The sequence below is a fragment of the Microbispora sp. H13382 genome, assembly GCF_014161445.1.
Taxonomy (GTDB): Bacteria; Actinomycetota; Actinomycetes; order Streptosporangiales; family Streptosporangiaceae; genus Microbispora.
In genome coordinates, this window is record NZ_JABBXA010000016.1 from 174,174 (window position 1) to 194,673 (window position 20,500).

18 protein-coding genes are annotated in these 20,500 nt (G+C 73.6%); 13 read left to right on the forward strand and 5 right to left on the reverse strand.

What is annotated here, in order from left to right; all coding sequences use genetic code 11:
• Window positions 1–52: 52 nt before the first annotated feature.
• Genes HHX41_RS27965 through HHX41_RS27975 form a run of 3 tightly spaced genes read left to right on the forward strand, consistent with a single transcriptional unit; the run spans window position 53 to window position 3,006 of the window.
• Window positions 53–1,324 (forward strand): ABC transporter permease, encoded by a 1,272-nt coding sequence (locus HHX41_RS27965; protein WP_169985397.1) that lies wholly within the window; start codon window positions 53–55, stop codon window positions 1,322–1,324.
• Entirely contained in the window at window positions 1,321–1,710 is a 390-nt protein-coding gene (locus HHX41_RS27970; protein ID WP_182908341.1) for a cytidine deaminase, read from the forward strand. Before HHX41_RS27965 ends, HHX41_RS27970 begins: the two co-directional genes overlap by 4 nt.
• A gap of 9 nt (window positions 1,711–1,719) precedes the next feature.
• Complete coding sequence (locus tag HHX41_RS27975) at window positions 1,720–3,006, forward strand: thymidine phosphorylase (protein ID WP_182908342.1); 1,287 nt, start codon at window positions 1,720–1,722, stop codon at window positions 3,004–3,006.
• Here HHX41_RS27975 and HHX41_RS27980 read toward each other — a convergent pair.
• On the reverse strand, window positions 2,984–4,006 hold the full coding sequence (locus HHX41_RS27980) for a helix-turn-helix transcriptional regulator (protein ID WP_182908343.1): 1,023 nt from the start codon (window positions 4,004–4,006) through the stop codon (window positions 2,984–2,986). The two genes, HHX41_RS27975 and HHX41_RS27980, sit on opposite strands and share 23 nt — an antisense overlap.
• A 58-nt stretch (window positions 4,007–4,064) precedes the next feature.
• Between HHX41_RS27980 and HHX41_RS27985 the strand changes: the two genes are divergently transcribed.
• Window positions 4,065–5,267 (forward strand): MFS transporter, encoded by a 1,203-nt coding sequence (locus HHX41_RS27985; protein WP_182908344.1) that lies wholly within the window; start codon window positions 4,065–4,067, stop codon window positions 5,265–5,267.
• 72 nt (window positions 5,268–5,339) lie between these two features.
• Complete coding sequence (locus HHX41_RS27990) at window positions 5,340–6,158, forward strand: VOC family protein (RefSeq protein WP_182908345.1); 819 nt, start codon at window positions 5,340–5,342, stop codon at window positions 6,156–6,158.
• 18 nt (window positions 6,159–6,176) lie between these two features.
• On the opposite strand, the gene HHX41_RS27995 is transcribed toward HHX41_RS27990, so the two are convergent.
• Complete coding sequence (locus HHX41_RS27995; protein ID WP_310742205.1) at window positions 6,177–6,635, reverse strand: MarR family transcriptional regulator; 459 nt, start codon at window positions 6,633–6,635, stop codon at window positions 6,177–6,179.
• A gap of 103 nt (window positions 6,636–6,738) precedes the next feature.
• On the opposite strand from HHX41_RS27995, the gene HHX41_RS28000 reads away from it, so the two are divergent.
• Entirely contained in the window at window positions 6,739–8,157 is a 1,419-nt protein-coding gene (locus HHX41_RS28000) for an MFS transporter (RefSeq protein ID WP_259401362.1), read from the forward strand.
• Between the two features lie 78 nt (window positions 8,158–8,235).
• On the opposite strand, the gene HHX41_RS28005 is transcribed toward HHX41_RS28000, so the two are convergent.
• A complete protein-coding gene (locus HHX41_RS28005; RefSeq protein WP_182908348.1) occupies window positions 8,236–9,900 on the reverse strand; it encodes a hypothetical protein in 1,665 nt (554 codons plus the stop codon).
• Window positions 9,901–10,456: 556 nt separating this feature from the next.
• Here HHX41_RS28005 and HHX41_RS28010 point away from each other — a divergent pair.
• The 4 genes from HHX41_RS28010 (at window position 10,457) to HHX41_RS28025 (ending at window position 14,784) form a co-directional block, all read left to right on the forward strand.
• The gene (locus tag HHX41_RS28010) at window positions 10,457–10,810 is read left to right on the forward strand and encodes a cupin (protein ID WP_182908349.1); all 354 of its coding nucleotides are present in this window, start codon (window positions 10,457–10,459) and stop codon (window positions 10,808–10,810) included.
• 82 nt (window positions 10,811–10,892) lie between these two features.
• Window positions 10,893–11,981, forward strand: a complete 1,089-nt coding sequence (locus tag HHX41_RS28015; RefSeq protein WP_169985417.1) for an adenosine deaminase — start codon at window positions 10,893–10,895, stop codon at window positions 11,979–11,981.
• Window positions 11,978–12,559, forward strand: coding sequence for a PH domain-containing protein (locus HHX41_RS28020; RefSeq protein WP_169985419.1), 582 nt, complete (start codon window positions 11,978–11,980; stop codon window positions 12,557–12,559). Before HHX41_RS28015 ends, HHX41_RS28020 begins: the two co-directional genes overlap by 4 nt.
• A 56-nt stretch (window positions 12,560–12,615) precedes the next feature.
• Window positions 12,616–14,784 carry a histidine kinase gene (locus HHX41_RS28025; protein ID WP_220504470.1) on the forward strand — a complete coding sequence of 723 codons (2,169 nt, stop codon included), beginning with the start codon at window positions 12,616–12,618 and terminating at the stop codon, window positions 14,782–14,784.
• Here HHX41_RS28025 and HHX41_RS28030 read toward each other — a convergent pair.
• Window positions 14,781–15,389, reverse strand: coding sequence for a DNA-binding response regulator (locus HHX41_RS28030; RefSeq protein WP_182908350.1), 609 nt, complete (start codon window positions 15,387–15,389; stop codon window positions 14,781–14,783). The two genes, HHX41_RS28025 and HHX41_RS28030, sit on opposite strands and share 4 nt — an antisense overlap.
• Window positions 15,390–15,487: 98 nt before the next feature.
• Between HHX41_RS28030 and HHX41_RS28035 the strand changes: the two genes are divergently transcribed.
• From HHX41_RS28035 to HHX41_RS28045, 3 genes are read left to right on the forward strand one after another with little or no spacing between them, the layout of a single operon-like run.
• A complete protein-coding gene (locus HHX41_RS28035) occupies window positions 15,488–16,222 on the forward strand; it encodes an ABC transporter ATP-binding protein (RefSeq protein ID WP_182908351.1) in 735 nt (244 codons plus the stop codon).
• Window positions 16,219–18,606, forward strand: a complete 2,388-nt coding sequence (locus HHX41_RS28040; RefSeq protein WP_182908352.1) for an ABC transporter permease — start codon at window positions 16,219–16,221, stop codon at window positions 18,604–18,606. Before HHX41_RS28035 ends, HHX41_RS28040 begins: the two co-directional genes overlap by 4 nt.
• A 35-nt stretch (window positions 18,607–18,641) precedes the next feature.
• On the forward strand, window positions 18,642–18,857 hold the full coding sequence (locus HHX41_RS28045; RefSeq protein WP_182908353.1) for an alpha/beta hydrolase: 216 nt from the start codon (window positions 18,642–18,644) through the stop codon (window positions 18,855–18,857).
• 1 nt (window position 18,858) lies between these two features.
• On the opposite strand, the gene HHX41_RS28050 is transcribed toward HHX41_RS28045, so the two are convergent.
• Window positions 18,859–20,493, reverse strand: a complete 1,635-nt coding sequence (locus HHX41_RS28050) for a phospho-sugar mutase (RefSeq protein WP_182908354.1) — start codon at window positions 20,491–20,493, stop codon at window positions 18,859–18,861.
• Between the last annotated feature and the right edge of the window lie 7 nt (window positions 20,494–20,500).

Below are 20,500 nucleotides of genomic sequence, written 5' to 3' on the forward strand. Positions count from 1 at the left end.
GAAGCGAGCGAGACGGTGAACGCGGCGGGCCGGACGTAATCGAGGAGACGGCATGACGGCGACGGATCTCCCGGTCGACCGCCCGGTCGAGACGCCCCCGGCGCGTCGCTTCCGGCTGTCGGCGCCGGTCCTTCTGCTCGGCCTGGCCGGGCTGGTGGTGCTGCTGTCGGTCGCGCGGCTGGTGACCGGGGCGAACGACATCACCTCGGCGGGCACGGTCAGCGCCGCGCTCGGTCTCGCCGTGCCGATCGGGCTCGCCGGTCTCGGCGGTCTGTGGTCGGAGCGGGCCGGCGTGGTCAACATCGGCCTCGAGGGCATGATGGTGCTCGGCACCTGGTTCGGCGCCTGGGGCGCCCTCCAGTTCCACAGCCCCTGGGCGGGCGTGGTCGCCGGGGCCGTCGGCGGGGCACTGGGCGCGGTGATCCACGCCGTCGCCACCGTGACCTTCGGCGTCGACCACATCATCTCCGGCGTGGCGATCAACATCGTCGGCGTCGGCTTCACCCAGTACCTGTCCCAGCTCGTCTTCGACGGCATGCCGGGCGGCGGGACGAAGAACTCGCCGCCGCTGCCCAAGATGGGCACGGTGAGCCTGGGCTTCCTCGACGACCCGCTGCGGACCGTCGAGGCCAAGCACTGGTTCGTGCTGTCGGACTTCGCGGGCGTGCTGCGGGGCATCACCCAGGGCGTGTCGTGGTTCACGATCCTGGCGATCCTGCTGGTCCCGCTGTCGTTCTACATCCTGTGGCGCACGCCGTTCGGCCTGCGTCTGCGGGCGTGCGGCGAGCGTCCGGTCGCGGCGGAGTCGCTGGGCGTCAACGTCTACCTGTACAAATGGGCCGCCGTGATCATCTCCGGCGTGCTCGCCGGGCTCGGCGGCGCGTTCCTGTCGATCGTGGCGGCGGGGATCTACCGGGACGGGCAGACGGGCGGCCGCGGGTACATCGGCCTGGCCGCCATGATCTTCGGCAACTGGCGTCCGGGCGGGCTCGCCGGAGGCGCGGCGCTGTTCGGCTACACCGACGCCCTCCAGCTCCGCCAGGGCGGCATCTCGGTGCACGCGCTGCTGCTGGTCGTCGCGCTGCTGCTCGCCGCCGTGGCGGTCTACCAGCTCGTACGGCAGCGGCGCGGGGTCGCGGCCCTGCTCACCGGGGTCGTGGCGATCGCGGTGTTCGCGGTGTTCGCGGTGACGGACACCGTGCCGGAGCAGTTCACCTCGTTCACCCCCCACCTGACCACGCTGCTGGTGCTGTCGCTGGCCTCGCAGCGGCTGCGCATGCCGGCGGCGGACGGCGTCCCGTATCGAAGGGGGCAGGCGAAATGAGCATCGACTGGGAGGCGCTGCGGGTCGCGGCCCGCGAGGCCATGACCCACGCGTACGCGCCGTACTCGAAGTTTCCCGTGGGGGCGGCGGCGCTCGTCGACGACGGCCGGATCGTGACCGGCTGCAACGTGGAGAACGCGTCGTACGGCGTGGGCCTGTGCGCCGAGTGCGGGCTCGTCTCGGCGCTGCACGCGAGCGGCGGCGGCAGGCTGGTGGCCTTCACCTGTGTGGACGGCCACGGCGAGCTGCTGATGCCGTGCGGCCGCTGCCGCCAGCTGCTGTTCGAGCACGGCGGGCGGGATCTGCTGGTGGAGACGCCCGACGGGCCGATGCGGATGGCCGACTTCCTGCCGTTCGCCTTCGGACCCGAAGATCTGTCGAGATAGGGGACAAGCGTGGGGTTCGACGCGATCGAGGTCATCATCGCCAAGCGTGACCGCGGTGAGCTGTCGACCGCCCAGATCGACTGGGTGATCGACGCGTACACGCGGGGCGAGGTGGCCGACGAGCAGATGTCGGCGCTGCTGATGGCGATCCTGCTCAACGGCATGGACCGCAGGGAGATCGCGGACTGGACCCAGGCCATGATCAGGTCGGGGGAGCGGATGGACTGGTCCGCCCTCGACCGGCCCACCGCCGACAAGCACTCCACCGGCGGGGTCGGCGACAAGATCACCCTGCCGCTGGCCCCGCTCGTCGCCGCCTGCGGCGCGTACGTGCCGCAGCTGTCCGGGCGGGGCCTCGGGCACACCGGCGGCACGCTGGACAAGCTGGAGTCGATCCCCGGCTGGCGGGCGTCGCTGTCGAACGACGAGATGCTCGCCGTGATCCGCTCGGCCGGGGCGGTCGTGTGCGCGGCGGGTGCGGGCCTCGCCCCCGCCGACAAGAAGCTCTACGCGCTGCGGGACGTCACCGGCACGGTCGAGTCGATCCCGCTGATCGCTTCCTCGATCATGTCCAAGAAGATCGCCGAGGGCACGGGGTCGCTCGTGCTCGACGTGAAGGCCGGCTCGGGCGCGTTCATGAAGAACGTGGACGACGCGCGCGAGCTGGCCCGGACGATGGTCGAGCTCGGCACCGACGCCGGGGTGCGCACGGTGGCCCTGCTGACCGCCATGGACCGGCCGCTGGGCCTGAAGGTGGGCAACGCGCTGGAGGTCGAGGAGGCCGTCGAGGTGCTCGCCGGCGGCGGCCCCGCCGACGTGACCGAGCTCACCGTACGGCTGGCACGGGAGATGCTGGAGGCCGCCGGGGTGCCGGGCGCCAAGGATCCCGAGGAGGTGCTGAAGGACGGCTCGGCGATGGACGCCTGGCGGCGCATGATCGCCGCTCAGGGCGGCGACCCGGACGCGCCGCTGCCGAAGGCCGCCGAGTCGGCCGTGGTCACCGCCCCCGCCTCGGGCACGCTGCGGACGCTCGACGCGCTCAAGGTCGGCCTGGCGGCCTGGCGGCTGGGGGCCGGGCGGGCCCGCAAGGAGGACCCGGTGTCGGCGGGCGCGGGCGTCGTCCTGCACGCCAAGCCGGGCGACGCCGTACGCGAGGGTGCGCCGCTGATGACCCTGTACGCCGACGAGGCCGGCCGGTTCGACCGGGCCCTCCAGGCGATCGAGGGGGCGTACGAGATCGGCGAGGACGGCGGCGCGGACCTGCTGCCGCTGGTCATCGACCGCCTGACGGCCTGAGCGTTCCTCCGGGCCCTTCCCCGGCGGTGCGGGCCTCGGCGTCGCTCGCCGCGAGGGCGTCGCCGAGGGGCGTGCGGTAGTACAGGACCGACCGACCCGCCCTGCGGTGCCGTACGAGACCGGCGTCGAGGAGCACCCTGAGGTGGCGGCCCACCGATCCCAGCCCCTGGCCGGTCAGCGCCACGAGGTGGGTCGTGCTCTTGGGAGCGGCGAGCAGCACGAGCACCCGCGCCCTGGCCGGGCCGAGCAGCCGGCCGAGCGCCTCCGGCGCCGGCGCGCGGTCCGGCTCGGCCAGTGTGCCCGAGCAGGGGTAGACCAGGGCGTAGTGCCGGTCCGAGGTCCAGGCGGTCCAGGCCTGGCGCTGGGTGACCGGGACGAACATCAGCCTGGCCCCGCCGATCCGCCTCGGCGGGTAGTCGTAGGTGTTGATCTGCAGCCGGTTGCCGCCGAGCCAGCGCATCCCCTTGCACATGTCGTTCAGCGCGGCGGCCCAGCCGCCCTGGCTCAGATGGCCGACGCGGGCGACGACGTCGGCCTCCATGATCCGCCGACGGCGCGGCCAGTCGGGCAGCACGGTCCGCGTCCACACCCACTCCAGCAGACCCGCCGCGCGTTCGGGCAGGTCGTAACGGCGCAGCGCCGTGGGCAACGGGCCGCGCAGCGCCACCTCGATGTCCGCGTGCGCGATCTCGGGCGGTGTCGCGCGGACGCGGGACAGTTCCTCCTCGAACGCCGGGTCGCCCTCGCCGGTCGGGGCGGGCGTGAGGAAGTCGGCGGTCCAGTTGCGTCCCCGCGCGGCCTTCAGCAGCAGCGCCGTGATCGGGTCGCCGGCCAGGCGGGCCCGGTAGGCGGGCAGATGCTCGTCGAGCCACTCCCGCTCGCCCGGATGCGCCCCCGACGCCTTCTCCAGCGTCCAGAGGCAGGCGGTGGCCTCGGCCAGCGGGGAGATCACGAACCGGCTCTCCGCGAGAGTGTCGGCGTTGACTAGCCACCAGCCCATGTTTCGCCTCCCCGCGAAACATTACCGGCGGCCCGTGAAGGTGATCGACGCTCACGTCATGCGCACGTATCGGGAACTGTTCCGCACCCCCGAATTCACGCCGTTGTTCACCGTGGCGTCCGCGCAGGTGGCTGCCTCGACCGTGAGCGGCCTGGCGCTCGGCACGCTCGTGTACGGGACGACACGGTCGCCGCTGCTGTCGGCCCTGAGCATGTTCGGCGCGTCCTTCGCACAGGTGCTCGGGGCGACGGTGCTGCTGTCGGCCGCCGACCGGCTGCCTCCGCGCGCAGCGATGACAGGTCTGGCACTGGTCTTCTGGGCCGGCACGGTCGTGCTCGCCCTGCCCGGCCTGCCGCTGTGGGCGCTGTTCGCCGTCGTCCTCGGCATGGGGCTCGCCGCGTCCCTCGGCGGCGGGGTCCGGTTCGGGCTGCTCAACGAGATCCTGCCCAAGGACGGCTACCTGCTCGGCCGATCGGTGCTCAGCATGTCGGTCGGTGTGCAGCAGATCATCGGATTCGGCGCCGGAGGTGCGCTCATGACCGCGCTGTCCCCGCGCGGCACCCTGCTCGCCGCGGCGGGGCTGTACCTCGTCGCCGCAGTCGTCGCCCGGTGGGGACTGTCAGCGCGCCCGCCCCGCGCCCAGGGACGGCCCTCGCCCGCGCAGACCTGGCGGACCAACCGCACGCTCTGGTCGTCGGGGGTGCGCCGCCGCCTGTACCTGGCTCTCTGGGTGCCGAACGGCCTGATCGTCGGGTGCGAGTCGTTGTACGTGGCCTACGACGCCTCGCACGCGGGGCTGTTGTTCGCCTGCGCCGCCGCCGGAATGCTCGCGGGCGACACGCTGATGGGGCGGTTCGTCCCCAAGCGGTGGCGCGAGCGGCTGAGCGCTCCGCTGCGCCTGCTGCTCGCCGTGCCGTACCTCGTCTTCCTCCTCCACCCGTCCCTGCCGGTCGCGGTGGCCGCCGTCGTCCTCGCCTCGGCCGGATACTCGGCCGGACTGCTGCTCCAGGAACGCCTCATGGCCGTCACCCCGGAGGAGATGAGCGGGCAGGCGCTCGGGCTGCAGTCGTCGGGCGTGCTCACCATGCAGGGGGTGGGCGCCGCGATCGCGGGGGCGGTGGCCCAGTTCACCTCGGCCGCGGCCGCCATGGGCGTGATGGCGGTGGCCTCCGTCGCGGTCACCCTCGCGCTGGCGCCCGGCCTGCGAGCCGATGCGGCCGTGGAGGTCCGCTCCCGCGCGCCCGCCGGCAGGGCGGCGTGATCGGTCGTACGAGAACGTATGTCAGGGTGGTCGCGCCGTACCGGACCGGCCGGACGCGCAGAGGGGAGAACCGTGTCCGATCATCGAGGCATCCGGCATGTCGAGATCGGCGTCGCCGACCTGGCCCGCTCGCTCGGCTTCTACCGCGACCTGCTGGATCTCACCCCGGTGGACGGCCCGGCCGGGGGACCGGGCATCGCATGGCTGCCGGCGGGGCCCGTGCTGCTCAAGCTGGTCGAGACGGGCGACGGCGATCTCGGCGGCTGGGTGAACGACGACCTCCAGCGCGGCATCCGGCACATAGGCTTTAAGGTCGGCGACGTCGACCTGCGGGCGGAGCGCGTGCGCGACGCCGGCGTGCCCTTCACGCTGCCGCCGCTCGACGCGGTCGGCGGCGTGCGCATCGCGTTCTTCCAGGACCCGGACGGCACCCATCTGGAGATCACCGACAACTACCTCCGGTATCACCGGGTCGCCTCGCCCGAGCCGGCCGAGCGGGAACGGCTGGCCGCCCTGGCCAGGCCGCGTACGGCGCCGCCGGTCTTCGACCACGTGGCGGTCACGTCCGCCGATCTCGGCACGGCGCTGGCCTTCTACCGGGACACGCTCGGCTACGAGGTGATCGGCCAGATAACGCAGGACCAGGACCCCCGCGGCTTCCTGATCACGTATCTGCTGGCCGGGGACGCGGTTCTGGAGGTGTTCACGTTCACCGCTCCGACGACCGCGAGCCCGTGGACCCCCGATCCGTGCCGGCAGGGCTTCCGGCACATCGCGGTCGCCGTCGAGAACCCGGACAAGGAGGCCGCGCGGCTGGTGGCAGCCGGGGCACGGGTCGCGGCGGACGGCCTGCTCGTCGACCCCGACGGCGTTCCCCTGCGCCCCTCCTGACCGTCCGGCGCTCGTCGATCAGGCGGGGCGGGGCGCGTCGTCCGGGACGGGAGGCGCGTAACCGGCGTTGACGAGGTGCGGAAACAGGTGCGCGGACAGGACGGCCCGATGGGTGGGGATCGCCTCCGCGTGCCGCCGCCGGCCTTCCTCGGTTACGTGGACGAACACGCCGCGCCTGTCCGCCTCGCACATGGCGCGGGCCACCAGCCCTTCGCGTTCCAGCCGGGCGATGAGGCGCGACAGCGCGCTCTGGCTCAGGTGGACCTGGCCGGCGAGCTCCTGAACGCGGAACTTGGCCGCCGCCGGCTCCGCGCACGGCGACTGCGCCTCCACCAGGCGCTCCAGCACCTCGAACTCGCTCACACCGAGCCCGTGCCTGTCGCTCAGCTCCCGCTCCAGCGCACACGACACCTCGGCGTACCGGGCGAGCAGTTCGCGCCAGGCCATCACCACGAAGCCGGTGTCGGTGTCGTTCACGTGAGACCGCCTTTCTCCGCGCGACCATACCATGCGTACGCAATAGATGCAAACGCATTAATTGCTTGTGCATTGAATGCATGTGCATGTAACTTCCCTTGCCATGACTTCCTCCACTCAGGACGAGCGCTGGGGGGCCCGCCTGTGGGGTGCTCTCACCGTCCTCTGCGCCGTCGTGTTCCTCGACGCCCTCGATGTGTCGATGGTCGGGGTGGCGCTCCCGTCCATCCAGGCTGATCTCGGGATGTCCACCTCGTCACTCCAGTGGGTGGTGAGCGGCTACGTGCTGGGGTACGGCGGTCTGCTGCTGCTCGGGGGCCGGACCGCCGACCTGCTCGGGCGTCGCCGGGTGTTCCTGTCCGCACTGGCCGTCTTCGCGGTCGCCTCGCTGCTCGGCGGGCTGATGAGCGACGGGACGCTGCTGATCGCGGCCCGCTTCGTGAAGGGCGTCAGCGCCGCGTTCACCGCGCCCGCCGCGCTGTCCATCATCACCACGACCTTCGCCGAGGGCCCCGCCCGCAACCGGGCCCTGAGCATCTTCACCGCCTGCGGCGCCAGCGGATTCTCACTCGGGCTGGTCCTGTCCGGCCTGCTCACCGAGATCGGCTGGCGCTGGACGTTCTTCATGCCGGTGCCTGTCGCGATCATCGCGCTGGCCGCCGGGGCGCGGCTCCTCGATCGGGGCGAGGAGCGCGGCGAGGGCGGCCACGACCTCCTCGGCGCCGCGACCATCACGGCGGCCATGCTGCTCCTGGTCTTCGCCGTGGTGGAGGCGCCCAAGGTGAGCGTGGTGCGCACCGTGCTGTCGCTCGCCGGGGCCGCCGCCCTGATCGGGCTGTTCGTCTGGCTGGAGCGCCGGGTCCGGCACCCGCTGGTCCGGCTCGGCATCCTGCGCGCCGCGCCGCTCGTCCGGGCCAACATCGGCCTGGTCATCCTGTTCGGGTCGTACGTCGGCTTCCAGTTCGTGGCGATGCAGTACTTCCAGAACCTGCTGGGCTGGAGCGCGCTGCAGACCGCACTCGCGTTCCTGCCGGCGGGGCTGCTGGTCGCGGTCACCTCCACCACGATGGGCGGGTTCGCCGACCGCTTCGGCACCGCGCGGCTGATCGTGGTGGGCTCGGTGGCGCTGCTCGCGGGATACGGGGTGTTCCTGCGGGTGGACCTCCACCCCGGCCTGCTCACGATGGTGCTGCCGGGCATGGTGCTGCTCGGCGTCGCGTTCGCGCTGTCGTTCCCGTCGCTCAACATCCAGGCGACCGCCGGAGTCGACGACGAGGAGCAGGGGCTCGCCTCGGGCCTGCTGAACACCTCCGGCCAGGTCGGCGGAGCAGTGGTGCTGGCGATCGTCACCGCCGTCCTGACCTCGGGGGCGGACGGCGGCGACCCGATCGCCCGATTCCGTGCCGCGATCGTGGTCTCGGCCGGGTTCGCCCTTGTCGGCCTGGCCGTCGCCCTCAGTGGGCTCCGGTTCAGGCGGCAGCCGGTCGAGGCGCGGGAGGAACCGGTGCTGGAGGCGGTCTGACCCGTCCACCGGTTCGGAGGGGCGTCCCGGTCACCGGGGCGCCCCTTTTCCACGGTCCGCGCGGCGCGGGGACGCGAGTCAGCGCAGCGCGCCGGGCACCCAGAGGGCGGGCACGCCGCCCGCCTCGTCCAGAGCGATCGGCCGGGCGGCCCCGGTGCGCACATCGACGGCGTGGACCGAGTATTCCTCTCCCTCGTCCTCGTCGTCGCCGGCCCGCTCCGCCTCGACGATCACCTCGTGCTCGCTCGCCCAGCCGCGTACGGCGGCGACGTGCGCGTCCGCCGGAAGGGCCGCCTCACGCCGGGTGAGCACCCGGCCGGTGGCGGTGTCGAGGGTGGCCAGCAGGCCGTGGTCGTCCTCGCGGGGGTGGGCGCGCTCGCCCGCGACGGCGAGGGCGTGTCCGTCCGGGGAGACCGCGACGCCGGACTCGAACAGCGCCGGGTCGATCGGCGTACGGCTCAGTGTGCGCCCGTCCGGCCGCACCCGCAGCAGGACGGTGGTGGTGAGGCGGCCGGGAGCCACGTCGGTGTCCCACGTGGCCGTGCCCGTCACCGTGCCGTCGTCCCCGACCGCCAGGATCCGCATCCGCCGCGGCAGCGTCGAGACCCGATAACTGGTGAGGCTCTGCACCCGGGGTGAGGGCGCCTGCGCGGCCGAGCCGAAGTCGGCGGCCATCCACCGCCCTCCGGGTGAGATGACCAGATGGGTGTCCTCCGGCGACGCGTCCCCGCCGAGCGGGAGCATCCCGCTTCTCTCCGCCCGGGCGCGACGCCGGTCGAGGACCATGAAGTCGGACGACGTCTCGCTGTAGTAGGCCATGCGGTTGCCGTCCCCGCTGATCGCGAGGAGGGGGTTCCAGCCGTCGCCGAGGTCGCGGGTCACGTCCGGAACGCGCCACTGCTCGCCCGTGGCCGTCACCAGCCGCCACTGGTCGCAGCCGTTGTCCGCGTACTCCTCGGCGACCGGGTCCCAGTCGTCCCTCGTGCAGAACCCCCGGTAGGCGAAGCGCACGGGGTCGGGCAGGGAGGCGGGCAGCGGGCCGGGGATCGTCGCGCTCACGTCCGGGGAGGCCGGGGCGCCGCGGGCGTCACCCGCGCCGCGCGTCGCGCGCTCGGCCAGGCCCGCCGCGGCGAAGGCGAGGGGGACGACGACCAGGGCGGTGAGCGTGACGCTCATGCCGGTGACCAGGGCACGGCGCCGTGTCCCGTGCCGCCGGCCGGCCCGCGCGGCCTCGGCGGCGAGCGGGAGGGGGTCGAGCGCGGGCATCGCCGCGGACAGGGCGGCCAGTTCCCTGCGCAGCGCGGCTTCCCACGGATCGTCGTCCCGTTCGTCCGCGCCGGTGTTCCCCGACGAGGGGGCGGGTGCCGACGGGGCCGTGTGCGGCACGGGCGTGGCGTGGTACGGCGCGGTATGGCCCGGGGCTTCGGAGGCCTGCCCCGCCTCGTAGGGCGGGGGCCAGGGGACGTGGGAGGGGGCGGCCGCCTCCGACGGCGGGGCCCAGGAGGTCGGCGAGGGCCCGGCGGCCTGCGACGACGAGATCCAGGCGCTGGGCGAGGAGAGGGCTGTCTCCGACGGTGCCGGCCACGAGGCCGGCGAAGGGCCCGTCGCCGCGCCGCCGGTGCCGCCGCCCGCGTCCCCGGTCCGAGGGGCCGGCGCCGTCCCGGTGACGAACGAGGCGGGAAGGCGATTGCGCAGTTCGGCGACGGCGAGCACGGTCTCGGTCTTGGCCGGTGCCGCGTCCATGCGGCACAGGCCGGCCGCCTGCCAGGTGGAGTGCCCGTCCTGGAAGCAGGCCACGACCAGGGCGCGCCGGTGCGGCGTCAGCCCGGTCAGCGCATCCAGGAGAGCCGCCGCGTCCGTGCCGGAACTGAAGGCCGGATGCGCGTCGTGCCCGCGGGCGGCCCGGGGGGGTTCGCGGACGCTTCGGGTGGGCCCGGCTCAGGTAGGCCCGGTAGAGCGCCTCACGGGCGGCATGGACGGGGAACGACCAGCGTACGGCGCTCCACCTGGCCGCGACGGCCGAGAGCGCGGTCACCACGAGAGTGCGGGCGGCCGCCGGGTCTCCCGTCAGCGACAGGGCCGTACGGGCGAGCGGCTGGGCCTGGTCGGCGGCGAAGGCGTCGAAGGCCGGCAGATCTCTCACCACGGCTCCCCGTCCGCGCGGCGACGGGTACCGCGTCGTGTCTGGTTCACGTATCACCCCGGCCCTGCGGTCCCTCCCGCCTCCGCAGCCGCTCAAGCCTAGTGCGGATGCGGGCAAATGACAGGATTTCGGGGAACGACTGACAGACTGGTCGGCATGGTCAGGAGGATCGACGGCCCCACCCGCATCCCGGTGCCGGGCGGCAAGGTCATTGACGAGTACGTCGGCCGCGTCAACAGCGGCGACGAGCAGGTCTCCATCGCGCACATGGTGGCCCCGCCCGGCTGGGAGGAGCCCGCGCAGACCCCGGAGTTCGCCGAGTACACGCTCGTGCTCAAGGGGTCGGTCGTCGTGGAGCACGAGGGCGGCACGACCGTGGTCGAGGCGGGCCAGGCGTTCGTCAGCGAGCCCGGCGAGAAGATCCGCTACAGCTCCGGGCCGTCCGGCGCGGAGTACGTGGCCGTCTGCCTGCCCGCGTTCTCCCCGGATACCGCCAATCGCGAGGAGTGAGAATCGGCAGGTCTCGGCGATCCGAAGCCGTTCCGTCCCTGGCTAGGATTGCCGGACGGACGACCGTGGGGAGGAGGGTGGCATGAGTAAGCTGCCCGATTTGGAGGAGATTCGCAGGGCGCCCAAGGTGCTCCTGCACGACCATCTCGACGGCGGGCTGCGTCCCGCGACGATCGTCGACCTCGCCCGCGAATGCGGCCACACGCTGCCCACGTACGACCCCGGTGAGCTGGGGGCCTGGTTCAGGGACGCCGCGGACTCGGGTTCGCTGGAGCGCTACCTGGAGACGTTCTCGCACACCGTCGGGGTGATGCAGACGCGCGAGGCGCTGGTCAGGGTGGCCGCGGAGTGCGCCGAGGACTTGGCGGACGACGGCGTGATGTACGCGGAGGTGCGGTACGCGCCGGAGCAGCACACCTCCCGGGGCCTGTCGCTGGACCAGGTCGTGGAGGCCGTGCTGGAGGGCTTCCGGCTCGGCTCGGCCGGGCCCGACGGCCGCCCGCGGATCAGGGTGGGCACGCTGCTGACGGCCATGCGCCACCAGGCCCGCTCGATGGAGATCGCCGAGCTCGCCGTACGCTACCGGGACCTCGGCGTGGTGGGGTTCGACATCGCCGGCGCCGAGGCCGGTTACCCGCCCACCCGGCACCTGGACGCGTTCGAGTACCTCCAGCGGGAGAACGCCCACTTCACGATCCACGCGGGGGAGGGCTTCGGGCTGCCCTCGATCTGGCAGGCCATCCAGTGGTGCGGCGCCGACCGCCTGGGCCACGGCGTGCGGATCATCGACGACATCAGGGTGTCGGACGACGGCGAGGCCAAGCTCGGCAGGCTGGCGGCCTACGTCCGCGACAAGCGGATCCCGCTGGAGATGTGCCCGACGTCGAACCTGCAGACCGGGGCCGCCCCGTCGATCGCCGAGCATCCGATCGGCCTGCTGCGGCGCCTCTACTTCCGGGTGACGGTCAACACCGACAACCGGTTGATGAGCGGGACGAGCGTGTCGCAGGAGTTCGCCAAGCTGGTGGACGCCTTCGGCTACGACTGGGACGACCTGCAGTGGTTCACGGTCAACGCGATGAAGTCGGCCTTCATCCCCTTCGACGAACGGCTCGCGCTGATCAACGGCGTCATCAAGCCCGGTTACGCGCAGATGAAGTGGCGCGCATGAAACCTCAGGTCTACCGGTCGAGGCTGGCCTGGATCTGCGGCTGGGCCTGGATGCTGTTCGCCGCCTGGAACGTGTGGGACCTGGTCGCCCACGGGAGCATCCCCAGCGCGCTGATCGCGGGCGCGGTGCTGGGCGTCATCACGGCGCTGGTCTTCGTGATGGCGCTGCGGCCCGCCATCGTGGCCGAGGAGGGCGGCGTCCGCGTGCGCAACGTGCTGAGGAACGCCTACGTCCCCTGGAGCGGCGTGGACGACGTGTCCGTGGCCAGTGCCATCGTGATCGAGTCCGGGGGCACCACCGTACGCTGCTGGACGCCCCAGGCGACGGCCCGTGAGCGGGCCAGGGCCGCCGGGCGGGCCGCCAAGGCGGCCAAGTCGGCGAACCGGGCCGAACGGGCGGCGGCCGAGGCCGTCGGCGCCCGCACCCACGCCGACTGGGTGGCCGCCCAGCTCACCGAGATGAGCCGGTCCCGCCGGGAGAACTCCTCCGGTGAGACCCGCGTCACCTGGTCTCCGTCCGCCCTGGCGGCCGTCGCCGCCGCGCTCGCCCTGGTCGCGGCCGCCTTCGTCGTCTCCTGACCTCGGAGACGAACCCGGCGGCTCCGGGATGGTCACCGTCTGCCGAAGGGGTCTGAGTGCGTCTGGCGCGAGTGATCGTCGTCGTTGTGCTCGCCGCGCTCGCGAGCGTCTACGTGGTCGCCGGTGCGCCGATCGCGCTGGCGGTGTTCGGCGTGCAGGTCCTCTACCTGCTGAAGGTCAGGACGTGGTGGCTGCTCGCCGCGCAGGCCGTCCTCGTCTACACGGTGAGCGTCGCCGGCGGGGTCTCCACCGGGATCCTCGGCTTCCTGGCCGGATCGCTGCTGCTGACCCGTGCCCATCGTGATACCGCGCGCGTGCTCGCGCCGCTCGTGGTGGTGAGCGCGGCGCTGATCGACGCCGCCCGCGGCGGGGCGACGGCCGACGCGACGATCACCGTGGTGCTGGTCTCGCTGGTCGTCTTCGGCCTCACCCGGCTCGTGGAGCGCGCGGGTGAGATGCACGCCGCCCGGCTCTCGCTGGCCGCCGCGGCCGTGGCCGCCGAGCGGCTGCGCCTCGCCGCCGAGCTGAACGACGGCCTCGGGCGGAGCCTCGAGGTGATCGTCGAGGGCGGTCGCCGCGCGCTCGCGGAGCCGCACGGCGCGGCCGAGGTGCTGGCCTCGGTGACGGCCACCGCGCGCGCGGCGCTGACCGACGCCCGCGCCGCCTCCGCGAACTACCGCGCGACCTCCCTCGCTCCCGAGCTGGTCACGGCGCGGGCGATGCTCGACGCCGCGGGAATCGCCGTCGAGGTGCGCGGCGGCCACACCGAGCCGCTCGGCCCGGGCGGGGCGCTGCTGGCGGGTGTGCTGCGGGAGGCCGTCACCGACGTCGTACGGCGGGGCACCGCCCGGCTGTGCGTCATCGAGACGGGCGAGCAGGGAGACGAGCGGGGAGACAGGGTGCGGCTGCGCGTCGTCGACGACGGCCACCGCACCGCCGAGGGCGCGGACTTCGACGGCCTCCGGCTGGAGGAGGCGGGCGGCACCCTCGCCACCGGTCTGACCCCCGCCGGGCACTTCGTGGTTGAGGCGACCCTTCCCCGCGGGCCGTCGGCGGAGACGGCGTCCGGCGAGGCGGGCACCGGCGCCGGCGCGGGGAAGAGCCAGGCGGGCGGAAGGCGGCGGTGGCTTCTGCCGGAGCCCGCGCACGACACGTCGTACGCGGTGTCGGCCACGATGTCGGTCACGGTGTCGGTCACGGTGCTCGCGGCCGTCCTCGTGGGCTTCAGCGTCAAGGCGCTGCTCCAGCTCCCCGGCGCCCTCGTGCTCCCGGCCGCGGCGTGCCTCGCCGTGATCGTCGTCATGCAGCTCCGCTCCGTCGACGGGCGTCACATGGTGGCGCTGGCGGTGATGGCGGTGCTCACTTACGCGCCCATCCCGGTGTTCGGACCCGTATGGCTCGGAGTGGCGGGCTTCCTCGCCGGGCCGGTCCTGCTCGCGTTCCCGTGGCGGGTGGCGTGGCCGGCGGCGGCGGCGATCGTGGCGAGCGTCGCCGGGGCCGGGACGCTGTTCGGCCTGCCCGCTTCCGTCCTCGCCAACAGCACGATCAGCGCGCTCGTCACCGGGCTCGTGGTCTACGCCCTGCTCCGCCTGGCCCAGATCGTGAAAGAGCTCCAGGCCGCGAGGGAGAGCCTGGCCCGCTCCGCGATCGTCGAGGAGCGTCTGCGCGCCGCCCGCGACCTGCACGACCTGCTCGGGCACTCCCTGGCCGCGATCCTCCTCACCTGCGAGCTGGCCCGTCGCCTGCGGAGCCCCCGGGAGCGGATCGAGGAGATCGTCACTATGGCGGAGGGCGCGCGGGCGGACCTGCGCTCGGTGTCGGGGGAGCAGCGGGAGCTGTCCCTGGCGGCCGAGGTGGAGTCGGCGCGCACGGTGCTGTCGGCCGCCGGGATCCGGGTGACCGTGGAGCCGATCGAGCCGGACCTGCCCGCCGAGGTCGAGACCGTGCTGGGCACCGTGCTCAGGGAGGCCGTGACGAACGTGCTCAGGCACAGCGAGGCCCGCCACTGCGCGATCACGATGCGCGCCGACGAGAGCGGGCTGCGGCTGCGGGTGCGCAACGACGGAGTACGCCCGGGGAACACCAGGCGCGGGTCGTCCGGCATCGGCAACCTGACCACCCGCCTCGCCGCCCTGGACGGCCGGCTGACCTCGCACGTGGACGGCGACCGGTTCACGCTCGACGCCTGCGTGCCGCATCCCGCCCCGGCGCCCGCGCGAGCCTAGATCCAGCCGGCTTCGGTGGCGATGCGCACGGCGTCGGTCCGGTTGCGGGCGTTGAGCTTGGTGACGATCCCGGTGAGGTAGTTGCGCACGGTGCCCGCGGCCAGGTGGAGCCGCGCGGCGATGTCCGCGGCGTCCGCGCCGGAGGCCGCCAGGCGGAGCACGTCCGCCTCGCGCGGGGTGAGCGGGTTGTCCGACAGGTCCCAGGCGGTGACCGCGAGCGAGGGGTCGAGCACCCGCTCGCCGGCCGCGACCTTGCGGATGGCGGCCACGAGTTCGTCCGGCGGCGCCGTCTTCAGCACGTATCCGGCGACACCGGCGCCGAGGGCGCGGCGCAGGTGCCCCGGCTTGCCGTACGCGGTCAGCATCAGGGCGCGGCAGGCGGGCAGACGCGTGCGGAGCTCGGCCGCGGCCGCCAGGCCGTCCAGTCCGCCGGGCATGTCGATGTCGAGGACGGCGACGTCGGGGTGGTGGACCAGCGCGGCGGCCAGGGCGGCCTCTCCGGACTCCACGGTCGCGACGACTTCCAGGTCCTCCTCCAGCCCGAGCAGGGCCGCCAGGGCGCTCCTGACGACGTGCTGGTCCTCGGCAAGGAGTACGCGAATCACGCGGATATGTCTACCAGTGTCCGGATCATGACGAGGTCATGGTCACGAGGTGAGGCCGTCTCTGGGAAGCGGCACCGCTGATCAGCAGGCTTGAGCACATGACAGAGGTGCTCCGCCTTGACGCGGTGAGCAAGGTGTATGGGAAGGGACAGGGCGCGGTGGCGGCCCTGCGCGAGGTCTCGGTGGACATCCCCGGCGGGAGCTTCACCGCGGTGATGGGACCGTCGGGTTCGGGCAAGAGCACGTTCCTGCACTGCGCGGCGGGGCTGGACACGCCCTCCTCCGGCTCGGTGCGGCTGGGCGGCACCGAACTGTCCGGCATGGACGAGACCCGGTTGACGGAGCTGCGCAGGCAGCGGATCGGTTTCGTGTTCCAGGCGTTCAACCTGGTCTCGTCCCTGACCGTGCTGGAGAACATCACGCTGCCGATGCGGCTGGCCGGCGCGCGGGCCGACCGGTCGTGGCTCGAGGAGATCGTCGGGCGGGTGGGGCTGACCGACCGCACCGGGCACCGCCCCGCCCAGCTGTCCGGCGGGCAGCAGCAGCGGGTGGCCATCGCCAGGGCGCTGGTGACCCGGCCGCAGGTGGTCTTCGGCGACGAGCCGACCGGCGCGCTCGACACGATGACCGCCCGTGACGTGCTCCGGCTGCTGCGGGAGGTGGTGGACGGCCTCGGCCAGACCGTGGTGATGGTCACCCACGACCCGGTGGCCGCCTCCTACGCCGACACCGTCCTGTTCCTCGCCGACGGCCGGATCGTGGACGCGATGGCCGCGCCGAGCTCCGAGAGGGTCGCCGAGCGCATGACCAGGATGGGGGCGTACGCGGCATGATCACGGGGCTCGCCCTGAAGACCCTGCGGCACCGCAGGGCGGCGTTCGCGGGGGCGTTCGTGGCGCTGGTGTGCGCCGCCGCGCTGGTCTGCGCGTGCCTGATGCTGCTGGAGACCGGCCTGCGGGGCGGGGTCGCCCCGGAGCGCTACGCGGGGGCGCCGCTGATCGTCGCCGGCGACCAGAACGTCCACGAGACCGTGACCAAGTCCTCCGGGAAGGTCAAGACGAAGGCCAAGCCACTGTCGGAGCGGGTCTGGATCCCCGAGGCGACGGCAGCGAGACTGCGCGGCCTGCCCGGCGTCTCGAAGGTGCTGACCGAGGTCACGTTCCCCGTGAACGGGCACGCTCTCGGGCACGGGTGGGAGTCCGCGGGGCTCACGCCGTTCGCCATCGCACAGGGACGCCCGCCGCGCGCGGACGGCGAGGTGGTCGTGGACGCCCGCTCCGGTTCAACCGTGGGTGCGGCTCTCGACGTCCGGGGGAAGGCCTACCGGGTCGTGGGGGTCACCGCGCAGGCCCTGCCGAGCCAGGACACGGTGTTCTTCTCGACGGCCGAGGCCCGGCGGCTGGCCGGGCGCCCGGGGCTGGTGACCGCGATCGGCGTGTTCCCCCGCGTGGATGTCTCACCGGTGCTGACCGATCGTCTCGTGGCCTACACCGGGGACGAGCGCGGCACGGTGGAGTTCCTCGACGCGGAGCGGGCGCGGGTGCGGCTGATCAGCCTGGGCGGTGCGCTGGGCGGCACGTCCCTGCTGGTGGCGATCCTCGTCGTGACCGGCACCGCCGCCCTCGCGGTCCAGCAACGGCGGCGTGAGATCGCCCTTCTCCGCGCGGTCGCCGCCACGCCCGGTCAGGTACGCACGCTACTGGGCGGCGAGGCGCTGCTGGTCGGTCTGGCGGCCGGCGTCATCGGATCGGCCGCCGGCATCGGCCTCGGGTTCTGGCTGCACGGCCGGTTCGTCGAGCTGGGCGCCATGCCGGCGAACCTGCGCCTGGTGGTCAGCCCGTTCCCGGCCGCGGCCGCCCTGCCGGCCACCGTGGCGGCGGTCTGGGCCGCGACCCGGCTCTCGGTGCGCCGCACCGCGCGGATCCGCCCGGTGGAGGCGCTCGGCGAGGCCGCCATGGGCGGGGGCCTGCCCCTCGGCCGGTCGATCGCGGGCGTCCTGTGCGTCGCCGGCGGGATCACGCTGACGCTGGTGCTGTCGGGACTCGAGACCGAGGCGGCGTCGAGCCCCGTGACGATGCTGACCGCGCTCGTCTGGACGGTGGCCTTCACCCTGCTCGGACCGGTGCTCGCCCGCGCCGCGACCGCCCTGCTCGGCGTCGCGCTGCGTGCCTCCCGCGCCGGATATCTGGCGGCGCGCAACCTGCGGACGGGCCCGGGGCGGATGGCCTCCGTGATGGCGCCGCTGACCCTTCTGGTGGCCATGACCTGCACCATCCTGTTCACCCAGACGACGATGGGGCACGCGTCGGCCGCGCAGGCCGCCGCCGGCACCCACGCCGACTACGTGGTGAGCGGCACGACGGCCGGCGCGGTGCGCCGTGTGCCGGGCGTGAAGGCCGTCACCTCGGTGGTGCGCACCTCCGTGCGCGTCGGGCTGGACAAGTACGGCGCGCAGGGCGTCGACGGCGGCGAGCGGCCGATCGGGCAGGCCGTGGACCTCGGCGTCGTGTCCGGCTCGCTCGACGGGTTCGGCGCCCGGTCGGCCGCGCTGAGCGAGCCGGCCGCCACCAGGCTCGGGCTGTCGGTCGGTGAGACGCTCAAGCTCACCCTGGGCGACGGCACCCCGGCGGAGCAGAAGGTCGTGGCGATCTACTCCCGCGGCCTCGGTTTCGGCGACCTGACCCTGCCGTACGCGCTGATCGCAGACCATGTCGACGATCCCTCGGGCACCCTGCTCGTCGAGGCCCCCTCGGTCCCGCGTGCGGTCCTGGCCGCCGTGGCGCCGGTGGTGACGCCGGCGGAGGGGACCGGGACGCAGACCCCGAACGCCGAGGTCAACTATGTGGCGATGGGCCTGATCATCGCGTTCAGCGCGATCGCGGTGGTCAACACGCTGGCCATGTCCACCATGGACCGGTCGCGGGAGCTGGCCCTGCTCCGCCTGGTCGGCGCGACCCGGCGGCAGGTGCTGCGCATGCTCCGCCTGGAGACCCTGACCGCGCTGGTCGTCTCCGTGCTCGCCGGGACCGGCATCGCGCTGGTCACGCTGTCGGCCTTCAGCAGGGGGATGACCGGGTCGGCCCTGCCGTACGTCCCCCCGGCCGGCTACGCGCTGGTGATCGCCGCCGTGGCCGCGCTCGCCCTGGTCGCCACGAGCCTGCCCGCGCGTCTCGCCCTGCGCGCCCGCCCGGCCGAGACCATCGGCGCCCGCCAGTGAACCCTCTTCCGCCGACAACCTCCACGGCTGGAATCATGAACCGGGGGGTGCTGCAACCTGCGCGACCCGGCGACGCGTACAGCGGCGCCCTGCGGATGCGCGAGGCACTCGGGAGCCGGGCGCGCGTGGTCGCCGTCGACTCGGGTGGGCACGGGTCCTACCTGGTCAACGGCAACGCCCGCGGTGACGGCGCCGTCACCGCGTTCCTGGTCACCGGCGAGCGGCCGGCGCGGGACATCGTCTGCGGGTAGGTCACAGGCCGAGCGCGACGGAGAGGTCCTTCTTCAGGGCCTCCAGGTCCTGCGCGGCCCTGGCCCGGGCGGGCGCGACGTCCTCGCCCTCGACCGGTACGACGACCTCCAGGTAGCACTTGAGCTTGGGCTCGGTGCCGCTGGGCCGGACGACGACCCGGGCGTCGCCGGACAGGCGGTAGCGCAGGCCCTCGGTCGGCGGCAGCCCCGCCACCCCCTGGGACAGGTCCTCGGCGGACTCCACGACCCGGCCGGCCAGCTGCACCGGCGGCTGCGTGCGCAGGCGCTTCATGGCCTGCGTGATCAGCGACAGGTCCTCGACCCGGACCGACAGCTGGGCGGTCGCGTGCAGGCCGTACCGCCGGGCCTGGTCGTCCAGCAGGTCGAGCATCGACCTGCCGTCCCGCTTGGCGGCGGCGGCCATCCCGGCGACGACGAGGGCGGCCCCCACGCCGTCCTTGTCGTGGACCGGCAGGCCGGTGTCCGACCCGACGCTGTAGCCCAGCGCCTCCTCGTAGCCGAAGACCAGCCCGGGACCCGACTTCATGATCCACTTGAATCCGGTCAGGGTCTCGGCGTGCCGCACGCCGTGCTCGGCGGCGATCCTGGCGAGCAGCGACGACGACACGATCGAGGTGGCGACCAGCCGGTCGTCTCCCGAGGTGTGCCGCAGCACGTGCTCGGCGAGCAGGCCGCCCACCTCGTCGCCGGTGAGCATGCGGTAGCCGCCGCCGGGCAGCGGGACGCCGACCGCACACCGGTCCGCGTCGGGGTCGTTGGCGATCACCAGGTCGGCGCGGGTCGCGGCGGCGAGTTCGAGCGCGAGGTCCATGGCGCCCGGCTCCTCCGGGTTGGGGAACGCCACGGTGGGGAAGCCGGGGTCGGGCATCGCCTGCCGGCTCACCATGACCGGCACCTCGAAGCCCGCCGCGCGGAACGCCTCGGAGACGGTCGTGCCGCCGACGCCGTGCAGCGGCGTGTACGCGACCGCGATGTCGCGGGCGTCGCCGATCGGGAGCGCGGCCAGGGCCCGCAGGTACGGCACGACGATGTCGTCGTGGCCGAGGGTCCGCCAGCCCTCGCCCAGCGGCAGCGCGTCCACCCGGCCGGCCGCGTCGATGGCGGCCGAGATCTCCTCGTCGATCGGCGGCACGATCTGCGCGCCGTCGCCCCAGTAGACCTTGTAGCCGTTGTCCTCGGGCGGGTTGTGCGAGGCGGTGACCATGACGCCCGCGTCCGCGCCCAGGTGGCGCACGGCGAACGCCAGGACCGGGGTGGGCCATCTGGCGGCCATGACCGAGGCGCGCAGGCCCGCCCCGGTCAGCACGCGGGCCGTGTCGGCGGCGAACACGTCGGACTTGTGCCGCCCGTCGTAGCCGATGACGACGTGGCGTCCGGGGCCGAGCACACGGGCCAGCCCCGCCGCCGCCCGCATCACCGTGACCCGGTTCATCCGGTTCGGCCCGGCCCCCAGCGCGCCGCGCAGGCCCGCCGTGCCGAACTCCAGCTTGGCGCCGAAGCGGTCCTCCAGCGCGGCGAGATCGTTCCGCTCCAGGAGCGCGTCGAGCTCCTCCCGCGTCTCGGGGTCGGGGTCCTGCTCACGCCACTCTTCGGCGAGCCGTACGAGATCGGTCATGGGTCCC

Excerpts from the sequence above, each read along its gene's own strand:
- HHX41_RS27980 (WP_182908343.1), bottom strand. The coding sequence starts at position 4,006 with ATGGGCTGGTGGCTAGTCAACGCCGACACTCTCGCGGAGAGCCGGTTC.
- HHX41_RS28045 (WP_182908353.1), top strand. The coding sequence starts at position 18,642 with ATGAACCGGGGGGTGCTGCAACCTGCGCGACCCGGCGACGCGTACAGC.
- HHX41_RS28035 (WP_182908351.1), top strand. The coding sequence starts at position 15,488 with ATGACAGAGGTGCTCCGCCTTGACGCGGTGAGCAAGGTGTATGGGAAG.
- HHX41_RS28000 (WP_259401362.1), top strand. The coding sequence starts at position 6,739 with ATGACTTCCTCCACTCAGGACGAGCGCTGGGGGGCCCGCCTGTGGGGT.
- HHX41_RS28040 (WP_182908352.1), top strand. The coding sequence starts at position 16,219 with ATGATCACGGGGCTCGCCCTGAAGACCCTGCGGCACCGCAGGGCGGCG.
- HHX41_RS28050 (WP_182908354.1), bottom strand. The coding sequence starts at position 20,493 with ATGACCGATCTCGTACGGCTCGCCGAAGAGTGGCGTGAGCAGGACCCC.
- HHX41_RS28010 (WP_182908349.1), top strand. The coding sequence starts at position 10,457 with ATGGTCAGGAGGATCGACGGCCCCACCCGCATCCCGGTGCCGGGCGGC.
- HHX41_RS28005 (WP_182908348.1), bottom strand. The coding sequence starts at position 9,900 with ATGGACGCGGCACCGGCCAAGACCGAGACCGTGCTCGCCGTCGCCGAA.
- HHX41_RS27965 (WP_169985397.1), top strand. The coding sequence starts at position 53 with ATGACGGCGACGGATCTCCCGGTCGACCGCCCGGTCGAGACGCCCCCG.
- HHX41_RS27985 (WP_182908344.1), top strand. The coding sequence starts at position 4,065 with ATGCGCACGTATCGGGAACTGTTCCGCACCCCCGAATTCACGCCGTTG.
- HHX41_RS28015 (WP_169985417.1), top strand. The coding sequence starts at position 10,893 with ATGAGTAAGCTGCCCGATTTGGAGGAGATTCGCAGGGCGCCCAAGGTG.
- HHX41_RS27970 (WP_182908341.1), top strand. The coding sequence starts at position 1,321 with ATGAGCATCGACTGGGAGGCGCTGCGGGTCGCGGCCCGCGAGGCCATG.
- HHX41_RS28020 (WP_169985419.1), top strand. The coding sequence starts at position 11,978 with ATGAAACCTCAGGTCTACCGGTCGAGGCTGGCCTGGATCTGCGGCTGG.